Source organism: Microbacterium sp. 69-10 (assembly GCF_001897945.1).
In the GTDB taxonomy this organism is placed as follows: domain Bacteria; phylum Actinomycetota; class Actinomycetes; order Actinomycetales; family Microbacteriaceae; genus Microbacterium.
Genome location: NZ_MKRT01000006.1, coordinates 95,087 through 119,133 on the forward strand (window position 1 = coordinate 95,087; position 24,047 = coordinate 119,133).

General features: G+C 70.5%; 21 protein-coding genes and 1 pseudogene. 8 read left to right on the forward strand and 14 right to left on the reverse strand.

Annotated elements, in window-relative coordinates; genetic code table 11:
• From BGN97_RS02520 to BGN97_RS02545, 6 genes are all read right to left on the reverse strand, one after another.
• Positions 1–1,555: DNA translocase FtsK (locus BGN97_RS02520; protein ID WP_292697749.1), on the reverse strand; the 1,555-nt coding region annotated here is incomplete at its 3' end.
• A 59-nt stretch (positions 1,556–1,614) separates the two neighbouring features.
• Positions 1,615–3,291, reverse strand: a complete 1,677-nt coding sequence (locus BGN97_RS02525; protein WP_292697751.1) for a ribonuclease J — start codon at positions 3,289–3,291, stop codon at positions 1,615–1,617.
• Between the two features lie 64 nt (positions 3,292–3,355).
• Entirely contained in the window at positions 3,356–4,333 is a 978-nt protein-coding gene (dapA, locus tag BGN97_RS02530) for a 4-hydroxy-tetrahydrodipicolinate synthase (RefSeq protein WP_285633036.1), read from the reverse strand.
• Positions 4,334–4,425: 92 nt separating this feature from the next.
• Positions 4,426–5,187: an SDR family oxidoreductase gene (locus tag BGN97_RS02535; RefSeq protein ID WP_292697754.1), complete on the reverse strand. Its 762-nt coding sequence runs from the start codon at positions 5,185–5,187 to the stop codon at positions 4,426–4,428.
• Positions 5,187–5,663 carry a dihydrofolate reductase gene (locus BGN97_RS02540; protein WP_292697756.1) on the reverse strand — a complete coding sequence of 159 codons (477 nt, stop codon included), beginning with the start codon at positions 5,661–5,663 and terminating at the stop codon, positions 5,187–5,189. The genes BGN97_RS02535 and BGN97_RS02540 overlap by 1 nt, the downstream gene beginning before the upstream one ends.
• Positions 5,660–6,469 (reverse strand): thymidylate synthase, encoded by an 810-nt coding sequence (locus BGN97_RS02545; protein ID WP_292697758.1) that lies wholly within the window; start codon positions 6,467–6,469, stop codon positions 5,660–5,662. Before BGN97_RS02545 ends, BGN97_RS02540 begins: the two co-directional genes overlap by 4 nt.
• A gap of 96 nt (positions 6,470–6,565) precedes the next feature.
• Here BGN97_RS02545 and BGN97_RS02550 point away from each other — a divergent pair, with 96 nt between their 5' ends.
• The 3 genes from BGN97_RS02550 (at position 6,566) to BGN97_RS02560 (ending at position 8,085) form a co-directional block, all read left to right on the forward strand.
• Positions 6,566–6,991, forward strand: coding sequence for a thioredoxin family protein (locus BGN97_RS02550; RefSeq protein ID WP_292697760.1), 426 nt, complete (start codon positions 6,566–6,568; stop codon positions 6,989–6,991).
• Positions 6,988–7,572 (forward strand): DUF4395 domain-containing protein, encoded by a 585-nt coding sequence (locus tag BGN97_RS02555; protein ID WP_292697762.1) that lies wholly within the window; start codon positions 6,988–6,990, stop codon positions 7,570–7,572. The genes BGN97_RS02550 and BGN97_RS02555 overlap by 4 nt, the downstream gene beginning before the upstream one ends.
• 87 nt (positions 7,573–7,659) lie before the next feature.
• Positions 7,660–8,085 (forward strand): OsmC family peroxiredoxin, encoded by a 426-nt coding sequence (locus BGN97_RS02560; RefSeq protein WP_292697764.1) that lies wholly within the window; start codon positions 7,660–7,662, stop codon positions 8,083–8,085.
• A 24-nt stretch (positions 8,086–8,109) separates the two neighbouring features.
• Here the strand turns inward: BGN97_RS02560 and BGN97_RS02565 are convergent, their stop codons facing one another.
• Positions 8,110–8,553, reverse strand: coding sequence for a hypothetical protein (locus BGN97_RS02565; protein WP_292697766.1), 444 nt, complete (start codon positions 8,551–8,553; stop codon positions 8,110–8,112).
• Positions 8,554–8,663: 110 nt separating this feature from the next.
• On the opposite strand from BGN97_RS02565, the gene BGN97_RS02570 reads away from it, so the two are divergent.
• Both BGN97_RS02570 and BGN97_RS02575 read left to right on the forward strand, forming a co-directional pair.
• Positions 8,664–9,674: an ATP-binding cassette domain-containing protein gene (locus BGN97_RS02570; protein ID WP_292697768.1), complete on the forward strand. Its 1,011-nt coding sequence runs from the start codon at positions 8,664–8,666 to the stop codon at positions 9,672–9,674.
• Entirely contained in the window at positions 9,671–10,501 is an 831-nt protein-coding gene (locus tag BGN97_RS02575; RefSeq protein WP_292697770.1) for an ABC transporter permease, read from the forward strand. Before BGN97_RS02570 ends, BGN97_RS02575 begins: the two co-directional genes overlap by 4 nt.
• A gap of 83 nt (positions 10,502–10,584) precedes the next feature.
• Here the strand turns inward: BGN97_RS02575 and BGN97_RS02580 are convergent, their stop codons facing one another.
• The 6 genes from BGN97_RS02580 to BGN97_RS02605 all read right to left on the reverse strand — a co-directional run bounded on the left by BGN97_RS02580 (position 10,585) and on the right by BGN97_RS02605 (position 20,939).
• Positions 10,585–13,749: a BTAD domain-containing putative transcriptional regulator gene (locus tag BGN97_RS02580; RefSeq protein ID WP_292697772.1), complete on the reverse strand. Its 3,165-nt coding sequence runs from the start codon at positions 13,747–13,749 to the stop codon at positions 10,585–10,587.
• Positions 13,746–14,492, reverse strand: coding sequence for a 4-hydroxy-tetrahydrodipicolinate reductase (dapB, locus tag BGN97_RS02585; protein ID WP_292697774.1), 747 nt, complete (start codon positions 14,490–14,492; stop codon positions 13,746–13,748). Before dapB ends, BGN97_RS02580 begins: the two co-directional genes overlap by 4 nt.
• Positions 14,493–14,545: 53 nt before the next feature.
• Positions 14,546–15,148: a histidine phosphatase family protein gene (locus BGN97_RS02590; RefSeq protein WP_285633065.1), complete on the reverse strand. Its 603-nt coding sequence runs from the start codon at positions 15,146–15,148 to the stop codon at positions 14,546–14,548.
• An 80-nt stretch (positions 15,149–15,228) separates the two neighbouring features.
• On the reverse strand, positions 15,229–16,254 hold the full coding sequence (locus tag BGN97_RS02595; RefSeq protein ID WP_292697776.1) for an aldo/keto reductase: 1,026 nt from the start codon (positions 16,252–16,254) through the stop codon (positions 15,229–15,231).
• A 209-nt stretch (positions 16,255–16,463) separates the two neighbouring features.
• Positions 16,464–18,737, reverse strand: a complete 2,274-nt coding sequence (locus tag BGN97_RS02600; protein WP_292697778.1) for a polyribonucleotide nucleotidyltransferase — start codon at positions 18,735–18,737, stop codon at positions 16,464–16,466.
• 261 nt (positions 18,738–18,998) lie between these two features.
• Positions 18,999–20,939, reverse strand: a complete 1,941-nt coding sequence (locus BGN97_RS02605; protein ID WP_292697780.1) for a GDSL-type esterase/lipase family protein — start codon at positions 20,937–20,939, stop codon at positions 18,999–19,001.
• Positions 20,940–21,082: 143 nt separating this feature from the next.
• Between BGN97_RS02605 and BGN97_RS02610 the strand changes: the two genes are divergently transcribed.
• A complete protein-coding gene (locus BGN97_RS02610; protein ID WP_292697909.1) occupies positions 21,083–21,694 on the forward strand; it encodes a VTT domain-containing protein in 612 nt (203 codons plus the stop codon).
• Between the two features lie 5 nt (positions 21,695–21,699).
• Positions 21,700–21,873, forward strand: coding sequence for a DUF5302 domain-containing protein (locus BGN97_RS02615; RefSeq protein WP_285633077.1), 174 nt, complete (start codon positions 21,700–21,702; stop codon positions 21,871–21,873).
• Positions 21,874–21,964: 91 nt separating this feature from the next.
• Here BGN97_RS02615 and BGN97_RS02620 read toward each other — a convergent pair whose 3' ends face one another.
• Positions 21,965–23,362, reverse strand: a complete 1,398-nt coding sequence (locus BGN97_RS02620) for a cation:dicarboxylase symporter family transporter (RefSeq protein ID WP_292697783.1) — start codon at positions 23,360–23,362, stop codon at positions 21,965–21,967.
• Positions 23,363–23,506: 144 nt separating this feature from the next.
• On the opposite strand from BGN97_RS02620, the pseudogene BGN97_RS02625 reads away from it, so the two are divergent.
• A pseudogene (locus tag BGN97_RS02625) lies at positions 23,507–24,047 on the forward strand (ATPase); the annotation flags it as partial.

Genomic DNA, 24,047 nt, shown 5'->3' on the forward strand with positions numbered 1-24,047 from the left:
TGGCGAGGTTGGCGACGACGAACTTGCCGCCGACGTCCTTGCCGACGCCGATGGTCAGCGGGTGCGTGCTCTTCTGCGCGGCGGCCGAGCGCAGCACGTCACCCAGTGCGACGGTCTCCTTGTCGACGTTCGGGATCTCAATGCCGATGGCGCTCTTGCCCGGGATCGGCGAGAGGATGCGCACGTCGTTGGAGGCGACCGCGTAGGCGAAGTTGTTGCTCAGCTGCAGGATCTTCTCGACCTTGACGCCCAGGCCCACCTCGACCTCGTACTGCGTGACCGTCGGGCCGCGCGAGAAGCCGGTGACCTTGGCGTCGACCTTGAACTGCTCGAGCACGCTGGTGATCTGCGCGATCGTCTGGTCGGTGGCATCCGATCGGGTGACCGGCGGCGGCCCGGCCTTGAGGATGCCCGGGTTGGGAAGCACGTACGGTGCCGCCGGCGGCTGCGGGCCGCCCGCCCCGGGGCCGGCCGTGCCGAAGCCGTCCAGCCCGGGAAGCTCGCCGGTGGAGCCGGTGTCGTCCAGCAGCGCCGTGGTGTTCTGCTCGTCGAGCAGCCCGGTCAGCGCACTGATGTCGCTGAGGACCTCGGTCGCGGCATCCTGCGGAGTCGGGTCGACCACGACGGCCTGCTCGTACGCGCCGTCACCGGCGGGTTCGTCGAAGAGGGCGGTGATCGCCTTCGAGTCGACCCCGTCGTCGGGATCCTCCTCGCGGCCCGTCTTGTTGCGCCGCCACCAGGGCAGCTCGTCCTTGGCGCTGTCGTCCTCGTCCTTGGGGGCCTCGTCGACGGCGGCGGCACGCAGCGGGCGCTCCGCCCCGAACATCCAGGAGTACAGGTCGCCGAGCCTCTCGCCGATGCGGTTCGGCGGGGTCTTGGTGAGGATCAGGATGCTGAGCACCGCGAGGATGCCGAGCACGATGTACGCCACGACGGCGGTGAGGTGGGCCAGCGGCTCGCCCAGCATCCAGCCGAACAGACCGCCGGCTGCGCTGAGCGCCGGCATGCCGTCCTTCGGCTGCGGTCGGACGACGTCGCCCAGGCTGTTCGCAGCGCCGGCCGCGACATGGCAGAAGCCGGCCATGGCGAGCACGAAGAAGCCGAAGCCGATCCCGATCCGGCCGTTGTCGTGCACGGACGACGGATGACGGAACAGCCACCCGGCGAGGAACAGCAGCAGCACGGGCAGCACGAATGCCACCCGCCCGACGAGCAGCCCCCAGGTGTAGGCGCTGATGGACTGCGCGATCTCGTTGCCGATGAAGAACCACTCGACGACCGCGCCGGCGCACGCAAGCAGCACCAGCAGGAACGGGAAGCCGTCGCGCCGGTCGTCCTTCTCCAGGGACTCCGGACCGAACGCGCGGAACAGTGCACCGACACCATGCGCGATGCCGAGCCACATCCGCACGCCGACGGGCGGCCTGTCGGCCTCGCCCACGTACTTCTTCGGTGCCGGCGCGGCCTTCGCACCGGAGCGCGATGTCGTCTGCCGCTTCGGACGCGACGCGGGCGTCGCCGACGCGCGCTCAGACTTCGTGGTGCTCCTGGCCATGCCTCAACGGTACGGCCAGGAGCCGACATCCGGCCGTAATGACGCGGGTTTCCGCGGGATCAGGCCTCGATGACGAGCGGCACGATCATCGGGCGCCGACGCAGCTTCTGGTTCACCCAGCGGCCGATCGTGCGACGCACGATCTGCGAGAGCGCGTGGTTGTCGCGCACGCCGTTTCCGGCGGCCTCCTTGAGGGCCGCGACGATCTTCGGCGCCACGTCGTCGAAGACGCTGTCGTCCTCGGCGACGCCGCGGGCGTGGATCTCGGGGCCGGAGATGATGCGTCCGGTGGCGGAGTCCACCACCACGATCACCGACACGAAGCCCTCCTCGCCGAGGATGCGGCGGTCCTTCAGATCTGCATCCGTGATCTCGCCGACGGTGGAGCCGTCGACGTACACGAACCCGATGTCGTGCTGCCCCGCGACGGTCGCCTTGCCGTCCTTCAGGTCCACGACCGTGCCGTTGGAGCCGATGATGGTGTTCTCCTCGGCGATGCCGGTGTCCTGAGCGAGCCGGGCGTTCGCCATCAGGTGGCGGTACTCGCCGTGCACGGGCAGCACGTTCTTCGGCTTGAGGATGTTGTAGCAGTACAGCAGCTCGCCGGCGGCGGCATGGCCGGAGACGTGGACCCGGGCGTTGGCCTTGTGCACGACGTTCGCGCCGAGCTTGGTCAGCCCGTCGATCACGCGGTACACGGCGTTCTCGTTGCCGGGGATCAGGCTGGAGGCGAGGATGACCGTGTCACCGGGTCCCGGCTCGATGGCGTGGTCGAGGTTGGCCATCCGGCTGAGCACGGCCATCGGCTCGCCCTGCGAGCCGGTCGACATGTAGACGATCCGATCGTCGGGCAGGTCGCGGGCCTTCTTGTAGTCGATGAGCACGTTCTCGGGGACGTGCAGGTAGCCCAGCTGCTCGGCGATGGTCATGTTGCGCACCATGCTGCGGCCGAGGAACGCGACACGGCGGCCGTGCGCGTGCGCGGCGTCGATGACCTGCTGCACGCGGTGCACGTGGCTCGAGAAGCTCGCCACGATCACTCGGCGCGGCGCCTTGCCGATCACCTGGTCGAGCACCGGGCCGATCGAGCGCTCGGTGGGCGTGAATCCGGGGACGTCCGCGTTCGTGGAGTCGACCAGGAACAGGTCCACGCCCTCCTCGCCCAGGCGGGCGAAGGCGCGCAGGTCGGTGATGCGGCCGTCCAGCGGCAGCTGGTCCATCTTGAAGTCACCGGTCGCGAGCGCCAGGCCCGCCGGCGTGCGGATCGCGACGGCGAGCGCATCCGGGATGGAGTGGTTCACCGCGATGAACTCGAGGTCGAACGGACCGACGCTCTCCTGCTGCCCCTCCGTCACCGTCAGCGTGTACGGCTTGATGCGGTGCTCCTTGAGCTTCGCCTCCACCAGCGCGAGGGTCAGCCCGGAGCCGATCAGCGGGATGTCCTGCTTCAGGCGCAGCAGGTAGGGAACCGCGCCGATGTGGTCCTCGTGCCCGTGCGTGAGCACGACGCCGACGATGTCGTCGAGGCGGTGCTTGATGGGCTCGAAGTCGGGGAGGATCAGGTCGACGCCGGGCTGGTGCTCCTCGGGGAACAGCACCCCGCAGTCGACGATGAGGATCTTGCCGCCGAACTCGAAGGTGGTCATGTTGCGGCCGACCTCGCCGAGACCGCCGAGGGGGGTCACGCGAAGCGTGCCCTGTGCGAGCGGTTCGGGAGCGGCGATGGGGATGGACATGGGTGTCTCCTCAGTCGGACACCGAGTGCCCGTTCGTGGTCGGGCGCTCCACGCGCCCGGGATGTCAGCGCGTGGTGCCGTGCACCTTCGGCAGTGCGCCGCCGGCGGCGGCGTTGCGGTCGGGACGGAAGTTGGAGAAGTCGGCTCCGGGCACGTCGTGGACCAGAGCCAGCTCGTCCTCGATGATCGCGGCTTCCCACTCCTCCGGTCCCACCAGCGGCAGGCGGACGCGAGGGCTGCCGATGCGGCCGAGTCCGTGCAGGATGTACTTGGCCGAGACGGTGCCCGGCACGTGGGTCATGACCGCGCGCACCAGCGGCTCGAGGCGCTTGTGCTCGGCGGTCGCCGTCTTCAGATCGCCGCGGTTCACGGCGTCGACGATCGTCCGGTACGGCGCCGACGTGATGTTCGCCGTGACGCCGATCATCCCGGTCGCACCGATCGCCAGGTGCGGGAGCACGTTCGCGTCGTCACCGGAGAAGTACATGAGGTCGGTCTGGTTGAGCACGCGGCTGACCTCGGAGAAGTCGCCCTTGGCATCCTTCACGGCGAGGATGTTCGGGTGCTTGGCCAGGCGCAGGATCGTCTCGTACTTGATCGGCACGCCCGTGCGCCCGGGGATGTCGTACAGGATGACCGGCAGGTCGGTCGCGTCCGCCACCAGGCGGAAGTGCGTCAGGATGCCGGCCTGAGTCGGCTTGTTGTAGTACGGCGTGACGATCATGATGCCGTCTGCGCCGGCCTTCTCGCTGGCCTTGTAGAGCTCGATCGCGTGCGCGGTCTCGTTGGATCCGCCGCCGGTGATGATCTTCGCACGGCCGGCGGAGACGTCCTTGCCGACCTCGACCAGCTTGATCTTCTCGGCGTCGGTCAGGGTGGAGGTCTCACCCGTCGTGCCGGTGACGACGATGCCGTCGGCGCCGTCGCTGATGACGCGGTCCAGGTGCTTCTCGACAGCGGGCCAGTCCACTTCGCCGTCGGCGGTCATCGGGGTGACCAGCGCGACGAGGACCTGTCCGAACGGATTGTCGATGTGCGTCATGGATTCAGGTTATCGCGTCGGATGCGGTGGCATGCGCCCGATACCGCGCGGATGACGGCCCGCGCCCGGGCGTGGGAACCGCGACGACCGGTTCAGACGCGTCCCCGGCGGGCCACGCCGGCCGTCAGCGAGCTCGGCAGGACGCGCGACAGGGCGACGACGACCTTGTACCGCAGAGACGGGATCGACACGGACCTGCCGCGTGCGGCGTCCCGCAGTCCCTCGCGCACGACGTCCGCGGCGTCCAGCCACATCAGCTTCGGCACGCCCTCGTGCCCCGGCGCGAGCCCCATCCGCGCGTGGAAGCTGGTGTGCGTGAAGCCGGGGCACACGGCGGTGACGCTCACACCGTCACGCGAGTACTCGGCATTCGCCCAGCGGCTGAACCCGATCAGCCACGACTTGCACGCCGAGTAGGTGGAGCGGGAGATGAAGCCCGCGACCGACGCGACGTTGATGATGCGACCGCCGCGGCCCCGCATGGCGCGGATCCCGGCGTGCATGAGCCGCATCGACGCCTCGACGTGCACGCGCAGATGGCGCACCTCGTCCTCGATGTCGTTGTCGGCGAACTGCAGCGGAAGTCCGAAGCCTGCGTTGTTGATGAGCAGGTCGATCGGATGCCCAGCATCCGCGATCCGCTCGGCGACCCGGGTCACGTCGGACTCCTGCGCCAGGTCCGCCGCGAGCACCTCGACCGCGACACCGTGCTGCGTCCGCAGTTCGCCCGCCAGGGCGTTCAGGGCATCCGTCCCGCGAGCCACGAGCACGAGATCCGCGCCCTTCGCGGCGAGCTGACGCGCGAACTCCGCCCCCAGGCCTGCGCTGGCGCCTGTGATCAGCGCGGTGGGCATCAGCGCTCGTATCCCAGGAAGCGGTAGCGGACGCCCGTGCGGGAGGTCTCCCACTCCCCCTCGTCGACCAGTCGCCAGCCCTCCCGCGAGGGGGCGAACGCGTCGCCGTCGACCTTCAGCTCGAGCTCGGTGACCTCCAGCCGGTCGGCGTGACCGATCACCTGCCGGAAGATGTCGGAGCCGCCGATGAACCACATCCGGTCGAGACCGCGGACCGCCTCGTCGATGTCGGCGGCACGCCGGACGCCCTCCGCCGCCCAGTCCTGCTGCCGGGTGATGACGATGTTCTCCCGGCCGGGCAGCGGACGGAACCGCTCCGGGAGCGACTCCCAGGTGCGCCGGCCCATGATCACCGGGTCGCCGAGGGTGATCTCCTTGAAGTGAGCGAGGTCCTCGGGCACGTGCCAGGGCATTCCGCCTGCGGCGCCGATGACGCCGCCCTCGGCTTCGGCCCAGATCAGGCCGGCCCAGCTCATACGGCCACCGCCGCGCGGATCGCGGGGTGATGCTCGTAGCCGACCACCTCGAAGTCCTCGTAGCGGTAGTCCAGGATCGAGTCCGGGGTGCGGGTGATGCGCAGCGTCGGGTACGGGTACGGCTCGCGGGTCAGCTGCTCCCGCACCTGCTCGACGTGGTTGTCGTAGATGTGGCAGTCGCCACCGGTCCACACGAAGTCTCCGGGCTCCAGCCCGGTCTGCTGCGCGACCATCAGGGTCAGCAGCGCGTACGAGGCGATGTTGAAGGGCACGCCCAGGAACAGGTCGGCGCTGCGCTGGTAGAGCTGGCAGGACAGCTTCCCGTCGGCCACGTAGAACTGGAACATGGCGTGGCAGGGCGCCAGCGCCATGTCGGGGATGTCGGCCGGGTTCCAGGCCGAGACGATCAGCCGGCGCGAGTCCGGCGTCGCCTTGATCTGCTCGATCACCTGGGAGAGCTGGTCGATGCTGTCGCCGTCCGGCGTGGGCCACGAACGCCACTGCACGCCGTACACCGGGCCGAGGTCGCCGTCCGCATCCGCCCATTCGTCCCAGATCGAGACGCCGTGCTCCTGCAGCCAGCGCACGTTCGAATCGCCGCGCAGGAACCACAGCAGCTCGTATGCGATCGATTTGAAGTGCACGCGCTTGGTCGTGATCAGCGGGAAGCCCTGGGACAGGTCGAAGCGGATCTGCCTGCCGAACACGCTGGTCGTCCCGGTGCCGGTGCGATCGTCCTTGTGCGTGCCGTGCTCGAGCACGTCGCGGAGCAGGTCTTCATAGGGCGTGGGGACGGCGGCGCTCATGCCTGCCACGATACCCGCCGAGGCGGGGTCGGCGGCGTTCCGTCATGATCCGTCACATCGGGTCCCGCACCCAGCGGACGGACTTATCCTCGGCTCATGTCCCCGATCCCCGCGCTGCTGGTCCTGGCGGCGCTCGTCGTGATCGCCGCCGCGGCCGGCGTCGTCTGGCGCGCCCGCGACGGCCGTCGTCGCGGCGGATCGGATGTCGTGGACCTCACCGACCTGGGGGTCACGGCCGGACGCGTCACGCTGGTGCAGTTCGGCACCGAGACGTGCGCCCGCTGCCCGCAGGTGCGGCGGATGCTGCAGGGCATCGCATCCGCTCTGCCTGCCGTCGACCACGTCGACGTCGACCTGACGCACCGCCCCGATCTGGCTCGGGCGCACCGCGTGCTCAGCACGCCGACGACGTTTCTCATCGGAGCGGACGCCGTTCTGGTCGCCCGATTCAACGGCGTGCCGCGCCGAGCGGACGTCGAGGCCGCACTCAGCGAACTGCCCGTCCTCCAGGAGGCATCATGACCGACTCCGCTCCCGCCGCCCCGCGTGGCATCGATCCGCGCGCACCGCGCTTCGCCGCCTGGATCACCTCCGCGCTGCTGCTGGTGGCGACGTTCCTGGGCCTGATCGGCGCGTCCACGCAGACCGGGGCCGCCTCCTTCGGCTGGTTCGCCTACCAGCCGCTCGCAAACGCACCATTGAGCGCCTGGGTGCTTCCAACGACGCCCCTCGGCGTTCGAGCGCTCGACCCGGCGTTCCTGCTGACGGTCGTGATCGCACTGCTGTTCCTGTGGGGCGTCCTGTCGCCGACGACCTCACCGTGGAGCGTGCTGTTCCGCCGCGTCGTACGACCACGGCTGGCGCCTCCTGCCGAGCTGGAGGATCCCCGTCCGCCACGCTTCGCCCAGGGCGTCGGGCTGCTCGTGGTCGCGGTGGGGCTGCTGCTGCACCTGCTGGGCGTCCCGCTCGCGCTGCCGATCGCGACCGCGATGGCCTTCATCGCCGCGTTCCTGAACGCCGCGTTCGGGTTCTGCCTCGGCTGCCAGCTCTACCTGCTGCTGCAGCGCGCCGGCGTTGTCGGACGGGGTCCCCGCGCGGCCTGACCGGTACCGCCGGAGCCGCCTCCTGGATAGGCTTGCGAGACGACGCGAACCCGCGTCCACCGCATGATCGCGACCCCTGGAGGAAACATGCCCGTCACCAGTGAAGCCGCCGCCAGCTGGACCGGTTCCCTGACCGAGGGATCCGGCACCGTCGCGTTCTCGAGCTCGAACCTCGGCACCTTCCCGATCGACTGGAAGGCCCGCAGCGAGGGCTCCGACACGACCACCACCCCCGAGGAGATGATCGCCGCCGCGCACGCCTCGTGCTTCAGCATGGCGCTCTCGCACGCGCTGACCGAGAACGGCACCCCGCCCGAGCGCGTGAACACCTCGGCATCCGTCACTTTCAAGCCCGGCACCGGCATCACCGGCAGCCACCTGAACGTGAACGCCACCGTCCCCGGCCTCACCCCGGAGAAGTTCCAGGAGATCGCCGAGGGCGCCAAGACCGGCTGCCCGGTGTCGCAGGCCCTCGCCGGCATCGAGATCACCCTCGAGGCCAGCCTGGCCTGATCGCCTCGGCGATCCTGCGGGACGTCAGGGACGGACGCGGGCGAGGCGGATCGCCTCGCGGATGCTGGCCCTGGCGTCCTTTCTGCGTCCGGACGCCTCCTGCACGACACCGAGCCGGTACCGCGCGCGCCAGTCGTCGGCATCCGCGTCGGCCGCCGTCGTGTACTGCGCGATCATCGGCTCCACGTCCTCACGGAGCAGGCGCCCGCTCGGGCTCAGGGCCTCCGGCGCCTCGGGCATCCCGCCCTCCCCGTCGAGCTGACGCCCGAGCCGGTCGGCGGAGAACCCGAACATCAGCTCGCGGACGAGCGCCCACCCGCCGATCACGGCGATGACGATCAGGCCCACGCCGAACGCGATCGACAGCGGGGTCGCGGCGGAGAACATGAGCACGGCGAACCAGGCGGCGACGACGACGTACAGGAAGAGCGCCGCGCCCATGACTGCGACGCCGATGCGAGAGCTCATGCCTCAATCCTAGGAGCCCGCGGAGACGGTTCCCTCCCGCTGACAGCGGCTGACAGGCGCCGACAGCGGAACGACAGTACGACGACAGCGGCCGGGCGGATGCTCGTCGCATGACGAACTCCACCTCAGAATGGGCCATCGCGGCCGACGGACTCGTGAAGGTGTTCGGTGCGAACCGCGCAGTCGACGGCGTCGACCTGCGCGTGCCCACCGGCACCGTCTACGGGGTCCTCGGCCCGAACGGCGCCGGCAAGACCACCACCATCAACATGCTCGCGACGCTGATGCGTCCCGACGGCGGCGACGCCCGCATCTTCGGCCACGATGTCGTCCGCGAGGCGCACATCGTCCGCCAGCTCATCGGCGTGACCGGCCAGTTCGCCTCGGTCGACGAGACCCTGTCGGCGAACGAGAACCTCATGATCTTCGCGAGGCTGCTCGGGCTGACCCGCGCCGAGGCGCGCGCCAAGTCCGCGGATCTGCTGGAGCGGTTCGGGCTCACCGAGGCGGCGCGCCGGCCTCTCGCGCAGTTCTCCGGAGGCATGCGCCGCCGCCTCGACCTCGCCGCCTCGCTCATCGCCCAGCCGCCGCTGATCTTCCTCGACGAGCCGACCACCGGCCTGGACCCGCGGACCCGCGGGCAGATGTGGGACACGATCCGCGAGCTGGTCCGCACCGGGTCCACCGTGATGCTGACAACGCAGTACCTCGACGAGGCCGATCAGCTGGCCGACCGCATCGCCGTGATCGACCGCGGCCGCGTCGTCGCCGAGGGCTCGCCGGACGATCTCAAGGCATCCGTCGGAGCATCGTCGCTGCAGCTGCGGCTCACGACGCCCGCGGATGCCGAGGACGCGCTGCGCGCGATCGAGCGCGTGCTCGGCGTGCAGGGCGTGCTCTCGCCCGAGGCCGCCCGCATCACCGCCCCCATGACGGACGCCGATCGCGTCGCGGACCTGCTCATCGTGCTCCGCGAGGCCGGCATCGGCCTGAACGAGATGAGCGTGCAGAAGCCCACTCTCGACGAGGTCTTCCTCACCATCACCGGTCACTCCGCAGACGCGGACGCCGACGACACCGCGGCCCCGGCCGCCTCACAGAAGGAGGAGGTGCGCGCATGAGCGCTCTCGCCCCCACCGCCACCCGCATCATCCCGGCGTCCGAACGCCGGCTCAGGAACCACGCCGGCCTCGGTCTCGCGCTGCGCAACACCGTCACGATGGCCGGGCGCGGCCTGATCAAGATCCGCCGCACGCCTGAGCAGCTGATCGACGTCACGCTGCAGCCGATCCTGTTCACCCTGATGTTCACCTACATCTTCGGCGGAGCGATCTCCGGGGACGTGCAGTCCTACCTGCCGGTGATCATCCCCGGCATCCTGGTGCAGACCGTGATCACCACCTCGGTCGTCACGGGCGTGCAGCTCCGCGAGGACATGGACAAGGGCGTGTTCGACAGGTTCCGATCCCTGCCGATCGCGCGCATCGCCCCGCTGTCCGGCGCGCTGCTGGCCGACACGGTCCGCTACGCGATCGCCACCGTGCTCACGTTCACCATGGGCGCGCTGATGGGCTTCCGTCCCGGGGGCGGGATCGCGTCGGTGATCGCCGCGGGGCTGCTCGTGATCGTGTGCTCCTGGGCGCTCAGCTGGATCTTCGCGTTCTTCGGAGTGATCGCGCGCACGGCGTCCAGCGTGCAGGGGATCTCGATGCTCATCCTGTTCCCGCTGACGTTCCTCTCCAACGCGTTCGTCCCGGTCGACACCATGCCCGGCTGGCTGCAGTGGTTCGTCAACATCAACCCCGTCTCGCACCTGGTGACGGCCGTCCGGGATCTCACGGCTACGGGTGCCTTCGGCGCGGATGCCTGGATCTCGATCCTCGGCGCAGCAGTGATCGTCGCGATCTTCGCGCCGCTCACCGTGCGGGCCTACATGCGCAAGGCCTGACCCCCACAGCAGAGGGACGTCCGCCGCCGGCGGGCGTCCCTCTCGGCGTTCCGCGGCACCTCGTGCCGTCGGGCGCGGCGCGATCAGTGCCCCGCGAGCACCGCCAGGCCGCGCTCGACCCGCCGGCCCGCGGGCAGCGCGGCGATCTCCGCGCGCACTCGCGCCACGGTCTCGGCGCCGGCCACCCGCTCTGCATCCACCAGATGCGCCGCGAGGTCGAGCGTCGGCATGTTCTGTCTACCGCCGAGGACCTCGGACAGCGCGACGGCCTCGACCGCGCGCTCGACGTCGCCTGGGCTGCGGAGCGCCCACGCCGACCAGCCCATCAGCGCGGTGCCCAGCACGGGTCGGTCCACCCCTTCGCGGCGCTGCCTGCAGGCGGCGATGGTCCTGGTGCGCAGCCTTCGCTCCCAGACGGCGCATTCCTCGGCCGGCAGGTGCAGCGAGCGGACCGCTGCCGAGAGATAGCCGGACATGGCCATCAGGTACCAGGGCGAACGTCGCGTGGCGGGTTCTGCGAACGCCCGCATCGCGGCTGTGAACGAGGCGGACGCCGCGGCGGGATCGCCGTCCAGGAGATCCGCCTCGGCGAGTCCGTACCGGCCGATCGAGGTGAGCTCCAGACCGTCCTGGCTGAGCCCGCCCTCGTCGACGAGTCGCAGGAACAGCTGCCGGGCCTCGCCGGTGCGTCCCAGGCAGAGCAGCGCGCCGCCGCGGACCCAGTCCTGCTGGCTCAGCTGGTCCTGCGCGTCGTACTCCCGGAAGACCTCGGCGGCACGGTCCAGCCAGACCAGTGCGTCCTCGGCCTGCCCGGTCTGCGCGGCCAGCTGGGCGGCGAGATCGGCGGCCATGCCCTCGGCCCACCGCTCGCCGATCCTTCGGGCTCGCTCCCAGGCGCTGCGGGCGGCCTGCATCGCGGGCTCCGCCTCCCCGTCGTTCTCCTCGGCCTGCGACACGAGGATGTCCGCGGCGAGCTGTGCACGCGGGTCGGTCTGCCCCGCACGGATGTCCGAGGCGCTCGAGGTCTCTCCGCGCGCTGCGGCGTCCAGCGCCTCGGTCAGAAGGTGCCAGGCGGGGGCGAGGCGCTCTCCGGCGCGCGCCCTGTGCAGTCTCAGCAGCGCCAGCCCTCTGGTCGCCGACGGATCGCCGCTGATCAGGCATCCGAGCACGCCCATCGCCATCGTGATGACGACCACGTCCGAGCCGATCCGATCGCGACCGGATGAGCCGGCCGTCTCGATCATGCGCGGCGCGTAGCCGATGAACTCCGTGAAGGAGCCGCGGATGAACCAGGACTGGCCGAGGACGGCGAAGAGCAGCACGGCGTCCGCGTCGCGGCGCTCCACGAGCAGGCGCCGCAGGATGTGGACCAGGTTGTCGTGCTCCCGGACGACGGCGAGGTGCTGCGCGGCGGTGAGGCCCGCGGGGAACAGCAGGCCTCCCTCGCCCTGCTCGCGGGCGAACGAGGTGGCCCAGGCGATCACGGCCTCCCAGGCCGTCGCCTCGCTGCCGGCGTCCTTGAGCCGCTGCTGGCCGAACTCGCGCACGGTCTCCAGCATCCTGAAGCGCACCTCCGCACCCGCGGCGTTCTCGATCACGCCGAGGAGGGAGTGCGAGACCAGCATGTCGAGCACATCATCTGCCGGCGCATCGTCGAGCACCGCCTCGGCGATCGATGCGGAGAACCCGCCCGGCAGCACCGAGAGCAGGGCGAGCGCGCGCTGCGCCTCGGGCTCCAGCAGATCCCAGCTCCACTCGATCACCGCCTGCAGGGTGCGGTGCCGCTCCGGCGCAGATCTGTCGCCGGTCGTCAGCAGCGCGAACCGGTTCTCCAGCCGCAGTTCGATCTGCTCGGGGGTCATCGTGCGCACGCGTGCAGCGGCGAGCTCGATCGCCAGGGGCAGCCCGTCGAGGTGGCGGCACAGTCGCGCGACCGTCTCGAGGTCGAGGGTCGCACCGGGCCGGGCGGCATGCGCCCTCTCCATGAAGAGCCGGACGGCAGGAGCCCCGGGATCGGCGTCGATCGTCAACGGATCGAGCGGCAGCACCTGCTCGGCGGCGACCGCCAGCGGTGTGCGGCTCGTCGTGACGATCCGCAGGGTCTGCACCGCCGCCAGCAGCTCGGCTGCGCACTGCGCGGCGCCGTCGATGACCTGCTCGCAGTTGTCCAGCACGAGCAGCGTGGGCCGCTCCCCCAGCATCGCCGTCACGCGCGCCATCAGGTCGGGCCTCGGCACCGTCTCGTTCAGCCGCCGGCCGGGCGTGATCTCGCTGATCCCGAGTGCGGCGGCGACGGCGATCGGCACCCCGGTGTCCTCCCGCACGCCCGCGAGCGGAACGACGACCACCGCCGGTGCATCGGCGTCGAGCGCGATCGCCTGCGCCAGCCGCGTCTTGCCCAGACCGCCGGCGCCGAGGATGGTCAGCAGTCGCGTCCGTGCGAGCAGGGCCTTCGCCTCACGGAGCACGTCATCGCGGCCGATGAGCTCGTTCGGAGCGGCCTGGACGCCGATGCGCACCCGCGCCCCGACCTGATCCGAGGTCTGCAGCAGCCGGGCGTTGAGCTCGACCGCGGCCGGGGACGGCGACGCACCGAGCGCATCCCGCAGTCGAGCGCGCAGGTCGGCGAAGACGGAGAGAGCCTCGGGCGTCCGGCCGGCGCGCGCCAGCGACTCCATCAGCGCCACGTGGACGCTGTCGTCGAGTGGGCGCTCGCCCGCCAGGACGGCCAGCAGCGCGACGGCATCGGCGTCTCGACCGGCGTCGGCGTAGGCTTCGGCGAGGCCGGAGCGGATCGTGTCGAGCAGCGCGCTTGCGGTGCGGGAGAGCTCTCCCGCCACGGGTGCGTCACCGAGATCGAGGCCCGGCTCGCCGCGCCACAGTGCGACCGCGGACTCGAGCAGCTCGATCCGCTGTGGATCCCGTTCAGCCCGGTTCGTCGCCTCCAGGACGATCTGCCGCGCCCGCTGCAGATCCGTCGCGTCTGTCCCCAGCGCATACCCGCCTGGAGCGCTGCGCACGAGCTCCGAGCCGCCTGCCGCGCGCGCCCTGGAGACCAGCGTCTGCAGCGCGGCCTTCGGATTCTGCGGCTGGTCCTCGCCCCAGACGTCGTCGGCGAGGGCCGCGACGGAGCGGACCGTGCCGCTTCCGGTCAGCGCGAGCGCGGCGAGCAGCGCTCTCATCGCCGCTCCGCCCGCGTCGCGGCCGGCCACCTGCACGGGGCCGAGCACGCCGACGGGAAAGGTCATGCCTTCGGGCGCAGGCCGAGGTCGATGATGTTCTCGAGTCCGATGACGAGATCGCGGTTGTCGCGTGCGAACGGCACCGCCAGCCGGATGCCGGGTGCGTAGGCTGCCGCGGAGTCCACCGTGTCGTGCACGATCGTCAGGGACTCCCCTGCGCCGGACAGGATCGCCTCCTGCCGGGCGATCACGCCCGGGCGGCGCAGGGAGTGCACGGGGATGCCCGCGACCTGCTGCCCCCGAGCGCGCTGATCGACGTGCGGGGCGTCGAACGGTCCGTGCTCCTCGCGAGCCTCGGCCATCTGCTCGGCCGTGCGCACCGCGGTGCCGCTGGGAGAGTCGATCTTGGAGTCGCGGTGGGATTCGACGATCTCGGCGAAGGGGAAGAACGGCGCGGCGGCGGCGGCCAGCGCAGTGCCCAGCGCGGAGCCCAGCGAGAAGTTGGGGATGAAGACCACACCCGTCCCGGCGGTGGCCTGCAGCGGGCGCACCAGCGAGATGCGCTCCTGGGACCAGCCCGAGGTGCCGACCAGGATGCTGATGCCGCGCTCGAGGGCCGCGCGGACCACCTCGATGCTCACGGCCGGGGTGGACGCGTCGACGACGAGGTCGGCGCCGTCGAGCTCGCTGAGATCGCTCGCGGAACCGAGGACATTGCGCACCTCGAAGTCGTCGAGCTCGTCGATCACCGCGTGGATGATGCGGCCGAGTTTGCCTGATCCGCCGACGAGGGCAACCTGAGTGGTCATGTCACCAGTCTAGATTCGCCGTGCGAGCGTCTCCGACGCGTGACGGGCGCCCGTCAGACCGAGGGCACATCGGGAAGGCCCGTGCGCAGCTCCATCGGCAGATGTCCGAGATCGTTGTGGCTGATCAGCGTCCACGGCCGGCCCTGCTTCTGGGCGATCACGCTCAGCCCGCAGTGCGCCTGGTTCAGCGTCATCCAGCGCCAGTCCGGTGCACCCAGCACCTCGCGGACGAACCACGAGATCACGAAGTTGTGCGTGATGAGCACCTCGTGCACCTCGCCGTTGCGGCGGCGGAGGAACTCGCCCACCGCGTCCGACATCTGCGCCGAGCCGGCCTCGATCTCGGCCTCGCTGACCGACCCGAAGAAGGACTCGTAGGCCGCAGGGGTGTCCTCGGTCATGCCGGTCGGAACGCAGTCGAACAGCAGCGCCGAAGGCACCGGGTCGACCGACGGCAGCCGCTCCGCGATCGCGCGCGCGGTCTCCGTCGCGCGCAGCAGCGGGGAGTGCCAGACGGCGTCCAGCGGAAGGCCCGAGAGACGGTCGGCGATGAGTTCGGCCTGTCGTTGACCTCGCGGCGAGAGGGGTCCGTCGTCGATGCCGTGCTCGGCATCCTGATGTTCACCGTGTCTGACCAGATATATGTAGTGCGTCACAACCCTGCTCGCTTCGTGCCGCCGCATCGCGGCTTCTCCAGCTTAGCCGCCCGACCGACAGCCGCACCGGTGAACTCGGATCAGGCGCCCGCCCGGGTGAGTTCGGCGATCTGCGCGCGCGAGAGCGTGATGCCCGCGCCCTGCATGAGCTCGTCGACGTGCGTGGTCGCGAACGCGTTGACGATCGGCGCCACCACTGTCCGCTGGGCCAGCAGCCAGGCGATCGACACGGCCGCCACAGGCACGGAGAGCTCGGCGGCGATCACGTCCAGCGCCCGGAGCACGCGGATGCCGCGGCGGTTCAGCTGGCTGCGGAGCTGTTGTCCTCGCACCCCGCTCATGGCGGACTTGCTGCGATGCTGCCCGGACAGGAACCCGTGCTCCAGCGCGTGCGAAGGCGTCACCGCCAGTCCCTGGGCGGCGGCCACCAGCCGCAGATCGCCCTCGAACTCGGTGCGGCGCACCAGGTTGTACGGCTCGTCAAGCACGTCGAGTCGCGGATAGCCGGCCGAGGCCAGGATGCGCGCCTCGACCAGGCGCTCGGGTGCGAAGTGGAATGCGCCGACGGACGCGATCTTGCCGGCATCCCGCAGCCACTCGGTCGTCGCCAGAGTGTCCTCGAGGTTCGTGGTCTCATCCAGCGAGGCGTCCAGGTAGAGCACGTCGATCCGCTCGACGCCGAGCCGCGTGAGCGATCCCTCGACGGCGCGAACGAGGTTCACCGACCCCAGCCCGGGGTTGTCGGCGTGTGCGCCGATCCGCACGCTCAGCACGAGCCCGTCACGGTCCGCGCGTGAACGCATCCACCGGCCGATGATGTGCTCGCTGCGTCCTCCGGAGAAGCCGTCGGCGGTGTGGATCGCATTGCCACCGAACTCCACGTAGCGGTTCAGCAGCGCATGGCTGGTGGGCAGATCGACGTTCCACCCGAACTCGGCGGCGCCCAGCATGAGCGGGAAGATCGAGAAGCCGGTCTCCCCCAGGGGGACACGGATGCTCTCCCCGACGCCGGGCCCGACGACCGGGATCGGAGCGGAGGGATGCTCATCGAGTGCCTCGTGCGGGCGCGACCGCTGATCGGCCGTGCCGACTCCGAAGATCCTCATCTCTCACCCCCGCGAGATCCGCCACCCACCCCGGGGTGCGTACTTCGAGGGTAAGCGAGGTTTTCCACGGCGATGAGCACTGCGACAGCGGTGACGAGAAGTTCTCGTAACGATCCGATCACATCGGATACGACGCAGGGCCCGGCGCCGTGCTCATGCACTGCTCCGGGCCCTGCTCACGGATGCCGGGTCACCGGCGTCCGACGGGATCACGCCTCAGCGGGCTCCTCGACCTTCTCGCCCTCGGCAGGCGCGTCATCGAGCACGGGCTCGAGAGACAGCTTGCCGCGGTCGTCGATCTTCGTGATCTTGACGAGGATCTTCTGGCCGACCGAGAGGACGTCGTCGACGTTCTCGACGCGCTTGCCACCGGCGAGCTTGCGCACCTCGGTGACGTGCAGCAGGCCGTCCTTGCCGGGCAGCAGCGAGATGAAGGCGCCGAAGCTGGCGATCTTCACGACGGTTCCGAGGAACTGCTCGCCGACCTCGGGGTTGGTGGGGTTGGCGATCGCGTTGACCTGGGCACGGGCGGCCTCGGCCGACGGACCGTCGACGGCGCCGATGTAGACGGTGCCGTCCTCCTCGATGGAGATCTGCGCGCCGGTCTCGTCCTGGATCGCGTTGATCGTCTTGCCCTTCGGGCCGATCAGCTCGCCGATCTTGTCGACCGGGATCTGCACGCTGATGACGCGCGGCGCGGTGGGCGCCATCTCGTCGGGAGCGTCGATCGCGGCGTTCAGCACGTTCAGGATCGTCAGACGCGCGTCGCGGGCCTGGGTCAGCGCGCCGGCCAGCACCGACGACGGGATGCCGTCGAGCTTGGTGTCCAGCTGGATCGCGGTGACGAACTCGCTGGTGCCTGCGACCTTGAAGTCCATGTCGCCCAGCGCGTCCTCGGCGCCCAGGATGTCGGTGAGGGCCGCGTAGCGGGTCTCGCCGTCGACCTCGTCGGAGACCAGGCCCATGGCGATGCCGGCCACGGGTGCGCGCAGCGGCACACCGGCGTTCAGCAGCGACAGGGTCGAGGCGCAGACGGAACCCATCGAGGTGGAGCCGTTGGACCCGAGGGCCTCGGAGACCTGACGGATCGCGTAGGGGAACTCCTCGCGGGAGGGCAGCACCGGCACGAGGGCGCGCTCGGCCAGGAAGCCGTGCCCGATCTCGCGACGCTTCGGCGACCCGACGCGACCGGTCTCACCGGTGGAGTAGGGCGGGAAGTTGTAGTGGTGCATGTAGCGCTTGCTCGTGGTGGGCGACAGCGAGTCGATCTGCTGCTCCATCTTGAGCATGTTCAGCGTGGTGACGCCCAGGATCTGGGTCTCACCGCGCTGGAAGATGGCCGAGCCGTGCACGCGCGGGATGACCTGCACCTCGGCGTCCAGCGGACGGATGTCGGCCAGGCCGCGACCGTCGATGCGCACGCCCTCGGTGAGGATGCGGCCGCGGACGATCTTCTTGGTGACCGACTTGTAGGCGCCGGAGAACTCGGCCAGTGCCGACTCGGGCAGGGTGCCCGCCTCGACGGCGGCGGCGAGCTCGCCCTTGACGCGGTCCTTGATCGCGTCGTCGGCGTTCTGGCGCTCGATCTTGTCGGCGATCTGGTAGACGCCCACCAGCTCGTCGTGCGTACGCTCGTTGACGAACGCGAAGGTCTCCTCCGAGTAGGGCAGGAAGACGGGGTAGACGCCCGGCTCCTTGGAGGCGTGCGAGGCGAGCTCGGCCTGCGCCTTGACCAGCTGGGCGATGAACGGCTTGGCGGCCTCGAGACCCTGCGCGACGATGTCCTCGCTGGGCTTGGTGGCGCCGGCCTTGATCAGGTTCCAGCTGTTCTCGGTGGCCTCGGCCTCGACCATCATGATCGCGACGTCCTCGGAGCCGTCCGCCTTGGTGACGACACGGCCGGCGACGACGAGGTCGAAGACGGCCTCCTCGACCTGGGCGGCGTTCGGGAAGGCGACCCACTGGTCGGCGTGCTCGCCGTGGCCGGGGATGAACGCCAGGCGCACACCCGCGATCGGGCCGGAGAACGGAAGACCCGAGATCTGGGTCGAGGCGGATGCCGCGTTGATCGCCAGCGCGTCGTAGTACTCGCCCGGGGCGATCGACAGCACGGTGATGACGATCTGGACCTCGTTGCGCAGGCCGTCGACGAACGACGGGCGCAGCGGGCGGTCGATCAGACGGCAGACCAGGATCGCCTCGGTGGAGGGGCGGCCCTCGCGACGGAAGAACGAGCCGGGGATCTTTCCGGCGGCGTACGAGCGCTCCTCGACGTCGACGGTCAGCGGGAAGAAGTCGAAGCCTTCGCGCGGGTGCTTGCCTGCGCTGGTGGCCGACAGGAGCATGGTCTCGTCGTCGAGGTACGCGGCGACGGAGCCCTGCGCCTGCTGGGCGAGGCGTCCGGTCTCGAACCGGACGGTGCGGGTGCCGAAGCGGCCGTTGTCGAGAACGGCCTCGGTGGCAGTGATTTCAGGACCTTCCAAGAGGTCTCTCCTTCTTTGTTTAGGCTCGCGCGTCCGTATGATGCGCGAGTTCTCGCGAAGGAGCGGATGCGGGCAGATATAAGCGCGCGGGCATTCCCGCGAATCTCGCCTGCGCTGGCCACCAGTAGAAGATCACCCGGCGCCGTGTGCGACGAGGAACCCACCACAGGGGACCAGCTTCTCAGCCGACCGCTCCGTACTAAGTCGATATGCAGTTTGACGGATGCCACAGGCATCCTCTGCAAGCCTACCAGTGCGATCTCAACCGGCGTGCTCGCGCACGCGGGAGTCGTTGCGCGCGATGTACACCCAGTCGTCGTGCTTGGCCACGCGGCCGTCCCCCGCCGTGCGTCCGTGCAGCCGCCGCCAGACCCAGGGCAGCGCGTGCCGTCGCCACCACGTGCGGCGCAGGATGTGCTCGTGGTCGTGCAGGGACTCGTCCAGCACGCCAAGCGCCTCGGCATGCGGCACGCCCAGCGCCTCACCGACCCGGTAGGCGAGGAAGCGGTGGCCGCGGCTGGAGAGATGCACGAGGTCCTCGGCCCAGTTCGGGCGACGTCCGAGCATCGGATGCAGGTCCCCGTCGATCAGGATCGCGCCGGTGCGCTGCGCGACCGCGGCGAGCGCGCTGGCGTACGCGGCGAAGCGCCGGGCGTAGACGGCGGAGGCCGCACGACGGGGCAGCATCGGAGTGACCAGGACGACATCGGCTCCCGCGGCGCGCAGCTGCGCCACGGCATCCTCCACGCGCGCGGCGAGCGCGGGGATGTCGGCGCGGACCCGCACCAGGTCGTTCGACCCGACGAACACCGATGCGAGGTCCGGACGCAGTTCGAGGGCGCGTCGCAGCTGCGGGCCGCAGACGTCGGAGACCCGCCGCGAGCGCACGGCGAGGTTCGCGTAGTGCAGGCCGCCGCGGGCGGCGAGCAGCAGCGCGAGACGATCGGCCCACCCGCGCTCGATTCCGTCCTCGCCCGGGTCACCCAGGCCCTCGGTGAGCGAGTCGCCGAGGGCGACGAAGCGCTGCCAGCGCCTCCCCCGCTGCGGTTCGGCGGGCTCCGGTCGCCGCGTCCGGGGGACGCGCAGCGTGCGATCCAGCGCGTGCAGCTCCTGCGCCTCGTCGAATCTCTCCACGAGCTGATCGCAGACAGCCGTCCAGCTGCGGCCCTCCACGGCCTCGCGCCCGGCCCGGCCGAACGCCCGGCGCTTGCGCTCGTCTCCCGCGAGGTCGCGCACCCGCATCCGCAGGTCGTCGAGGTCGCCGGGCCGGTACAGCCAGCCGTCGATGCCCATGCGCACCAGGTCCAGCGGGCCGCCGCGCCCGGTGGCGATCACCGGGACGCCGCTGGCGTGCGCCTCCTGCAGCGTCTGCCCGAAGGTCTCGCTCTCGCCGGGGTGCACGAAGACGTCGAAGGATGCCATCGCCCGGGCGAGCTCGGCGCCGGAGAGGTGGCCGAGGAACAGGGCATCCGGCAGCAGGGTCTCCAGGCGGGCACGGGACGGCCCGTCGCCGGCGATCACCAGGCGGATGCCCGGGATGCCGCGCAGCGCGTGCAGGTCCTCCACCTGCTTCTCCGGCGCAAGACGACCCACGTAGCCCACTGTCACGAGGCCGGGGATGCGATGCTCCCACTGCTCGTCCCTGGCATCGGGGCGGAAGCGCTCGGCATCCACTCCCCTGCCCCACCGGCGCACCCTGTCCACTCCGAGCCGGCTGAGCTGCGCCTCGGACTCGCTCGACGGCGCCAGCGTCAGCGTGGCGCGGCGGTGCAGCCGTGCGAGGTGGCTCTCGGCGAGGGAGGTTGTCAGCGCCACCCCGTAGCGCGACGTGTACGCCGCGACGTCGGTCTGGTACGCGGCCACCGTCGGCAGGGCGAGCCGCTCCGCAGCGACCACGCCGCGCCAGCCGAGCGCGAACGGCGATGCCAGGTGCACGACGTCCGGCTGGAACCTGCGCAGCGAATCGACGACGCGCCCCGTCGACGCCATCCCCACCCGCACATGCCGATAGCCGGGCAGCGGCACGGATGCCACGGTGTCGACGCGAGCCCCGCCGGAGCGCAGCGGCGTGTCCGGAGCGGACGGGGCGATCACGTGCGCCTGATGCCCGGTGCGCTCGAGGTGGCGCAGGATCTGCAGCACGGATCCGGTCACGCCGTTCATGTGCGGGAGGAAGGACTCGGTGACGATCGCGACTCTCACCAGGCCAGGATGCCTGCGGCGGACGCGCGGAACGGACGGAATCGGCGTCGGGAGCCGAGTGTTCACCCGATGCACGGATGCCGGTCATCTCCTCACCTGCCGGCCTCCTCCCGTTCACCAGGATGAGCGAAAGTTCCGCTGTGATGCCGGAACCTCTGCTGCAGCTGCTGACCGGCCCCTGGGGCCTCGTGGTGATGTGCGCTCTCGTCGTCGGAGACGCGTTCCTGGTCGTCATCCCCGGTGAGATCGCCGTCACCGCGCTCGGCGCGATCGCGATGTCGCAGGGGTCCCCGCCGCTCCTGGCGGTGATCGGGCTGGCGGCGGCGGCCGCCTGGTGCGGCGACGTCGCCTGCTACCTGATCGGGCGCACGGCGGGCGTGGAGCGGTGGCGCTGGATGCGCGCGCCCCGGGTGCGCGCATCCCTCGACTGGGCACGGCGCCGGCTGTCGACGGGGACCGCCACCGTGCTGTTCACCGCGCGCTTCGTGCCGTTCGCCCGGCTCGCGGTGAATCTCGTCGCCGGCGCGTCCCGCATCCACCCGCCCCGCTTTCTCAGCCTCGCCGCCGTCGCCGCGACCGGCTGGGCCGCGTATCAGGCCGCCGTCGGTGCGGTGGTCGCGGCGCTCCTGCCGGGCGGCCCGCTGCCGGCGGTGGTCGTCTCCGTGCTCGTCGCGGTCGCCCTGGGTGCTGCGATCGACCTGATCACGGCGCGGCGGCCTCGCTCGCGCTCCGCGGAAGCCGACCGGCTAGGCTGACGGACATGAGCGAAGACAAGGCAGTCTCCTCCGAGGAGATGAAGCGCAAGTTCAAGGAAGCGCTCGACCGGAAGAACGCGAAGAACCAGGGCGGCGAGGCGCACCTCGACGGCGATTCAGCCGTGCACGCGACCCCCGCGCCGCAGATGAAGCGCGAGTTCCGCCGGAAGAGCGGCTGAGCCCGTACCCACGTACGACGCAGGCCCGCGATGCTGCTGCATCGCGGGCCTGCGTCGTTCCGGTCCGCTGCTCCCGGGCGTCCGGTACCGCTCAGCGCTGCGCGGCCTCAAGCTGTGCGCTCTCGACCTGTGCGCTCTCGGCGCGTGTGTTGCCGCCGCCGTGGCTGTCGACGCCGTCCAGCGAGGACTCGTCGAACGGCAGCTCGCCGCTGAGGACGAGGCGCACGCGATCCCGGTCGATCTGCTTCGTCCAGGTGCCGATCAGCAGCGTGGCGACGGCGTTGCCGGTGAAGTTCGTCAGCGCACGCCCCTCGGACATGAAGCGGTCGATGCCCACGATCACGCCGACCCCGTCGACCAGGTCGGGACGATACGCCTGCAGACCGCCGGCCAGCGTGGCAAGGCCCGCTCCGGTGACGCCCGCCGCACCCTTGCTCGCGAGGATCATGAACACCAGCAGGCCGATCTGCTCCGTGATCGACATCGGCTGTCCCATTCCCGTCGCGATGAACAGCGAGGCCATCGTGAGGTAGATCGCGGTGCCGTCCAGGTTGAACGAGTAGCCGGTGGGCACGGTGATGCCGACGACCGGCTTGGAGACGCCGACGTGCTCCATCTTCGCGATCAGACGAGGGAGGGCGGACTCGGACGACGAGGTGCCGACGATGAGCAGGTACTCGCGGCTGAGGTACCGCATCAGGCTGAAGATGCTCACCCGAGAGCCCAGCCACAGCACGGTGCCCAGCACGACGACGATGAAGACGATGCAGGTGATGTAGAACGCGACCATGAGGATGCCGAGACTCCAGATCGCCGCCAGACCGGTCTTCCCGACCACCGCCGCGATGGCGCCGAACGCGCCGACCGGTGCCAGCCAGAGGATCATGCCGAGGATGCGGAAGACCAGCAGCTGCAGGTTCTTCACCGCCTCCATGATCGGCGCACCGCGGTCACCGAGACCCTGCAGCGCGAAGCCGGCGAGCAGTGCGATGAACAGCACCTGCAGCACGCTCTCCCCGGTGAACGCGGAGAAGAACGTCGTCGGGATGATCCCGAGCACGAAGTCCTGCGCGGTCGACGCCTCGGTGGACGCGGCCTCGTAACTGGACCCGGCCATGTCCAGTCCTGAACCCGGGTGGATGATGTTCCCGACCACGAGCCCGATGGCGAGCGCGAAGGTCGACATCACCATGAAGTAGATCAGCGCGAGCCCGCCGATCCGGCCGACCGTCGCCGCCTTCGCGATCGAGCCGACGCCCACCACGATCGTGCAGAAGATGATCGGCGCGATCATCATCTTGATGAGGGCGACGAAGCCCTTGCCCAGCGCCTCGAAGCCCTGCCCCACCTCGGGCCAGATCAGTCCGACCAGTGCGCCGAGCACCACCGCGATCAGCACCGACAGGTAGAGCCAGGTGTGCTTGTCCCACGACTTCCGGCCGCGCCGCTGCGGGATCCTCGGGAACCCGAATCCGCTTGTCATCGCCATGTTTCCTCCTCGATCATGAACGTCGTCGTGTCATGCCGGACGGCGTCCTCGCCGTCGGTTCCTCCACCGTCACGGACTTCTCATCGCGGCACCATTTGTGGTCGTATTGGTCGCGAGCAGCGCAGCGGACGACGGGAGGCGTGGATGACGACCGTGCCCACCCACGCGCGCAGCGCCGCGTCCCGCGTCTTCGTGGTCCTGATCGCGGCATCCCTGGTCCTCGCGGCCCTGGTGGCGGCCTTCCTCGTCTTCGAGACGCAGACCGCCGCGCACGACGAGGCGGAGCGCGTCACTGCGGCGACCGCCAGGACCCTCGCCGTGTCGCCCCTCGTCGCCGGGGCGCTGGAGGACGACCGTGACGCGGCGTCGGCAGCCCTCGAGCCCTACGCACTGGAGGTCACCTCCCGGGCGGGTCTCGACTTCATCACCGTGATGACGCCGGACGGCACGCGCGTCACGCATCCGGACCCCGACGAGATCGGAAGGCACTACCGCGGCACGATCCCCGCCGACGACAGGGAGCTGACCGAGGTCTTCACCGGCACGCTGGGTCCTTCGGTGCGCACGATCGTGCCGGTGAGGGATGCCGCGGGCCGGCTCGTCGGGTGGGTGGCCGCGGGCGTCACGACGGAGTCCATCTCGGAGACGCTGGTGCGCCGGCTCCCCCTCACGGTCGCGATCACTG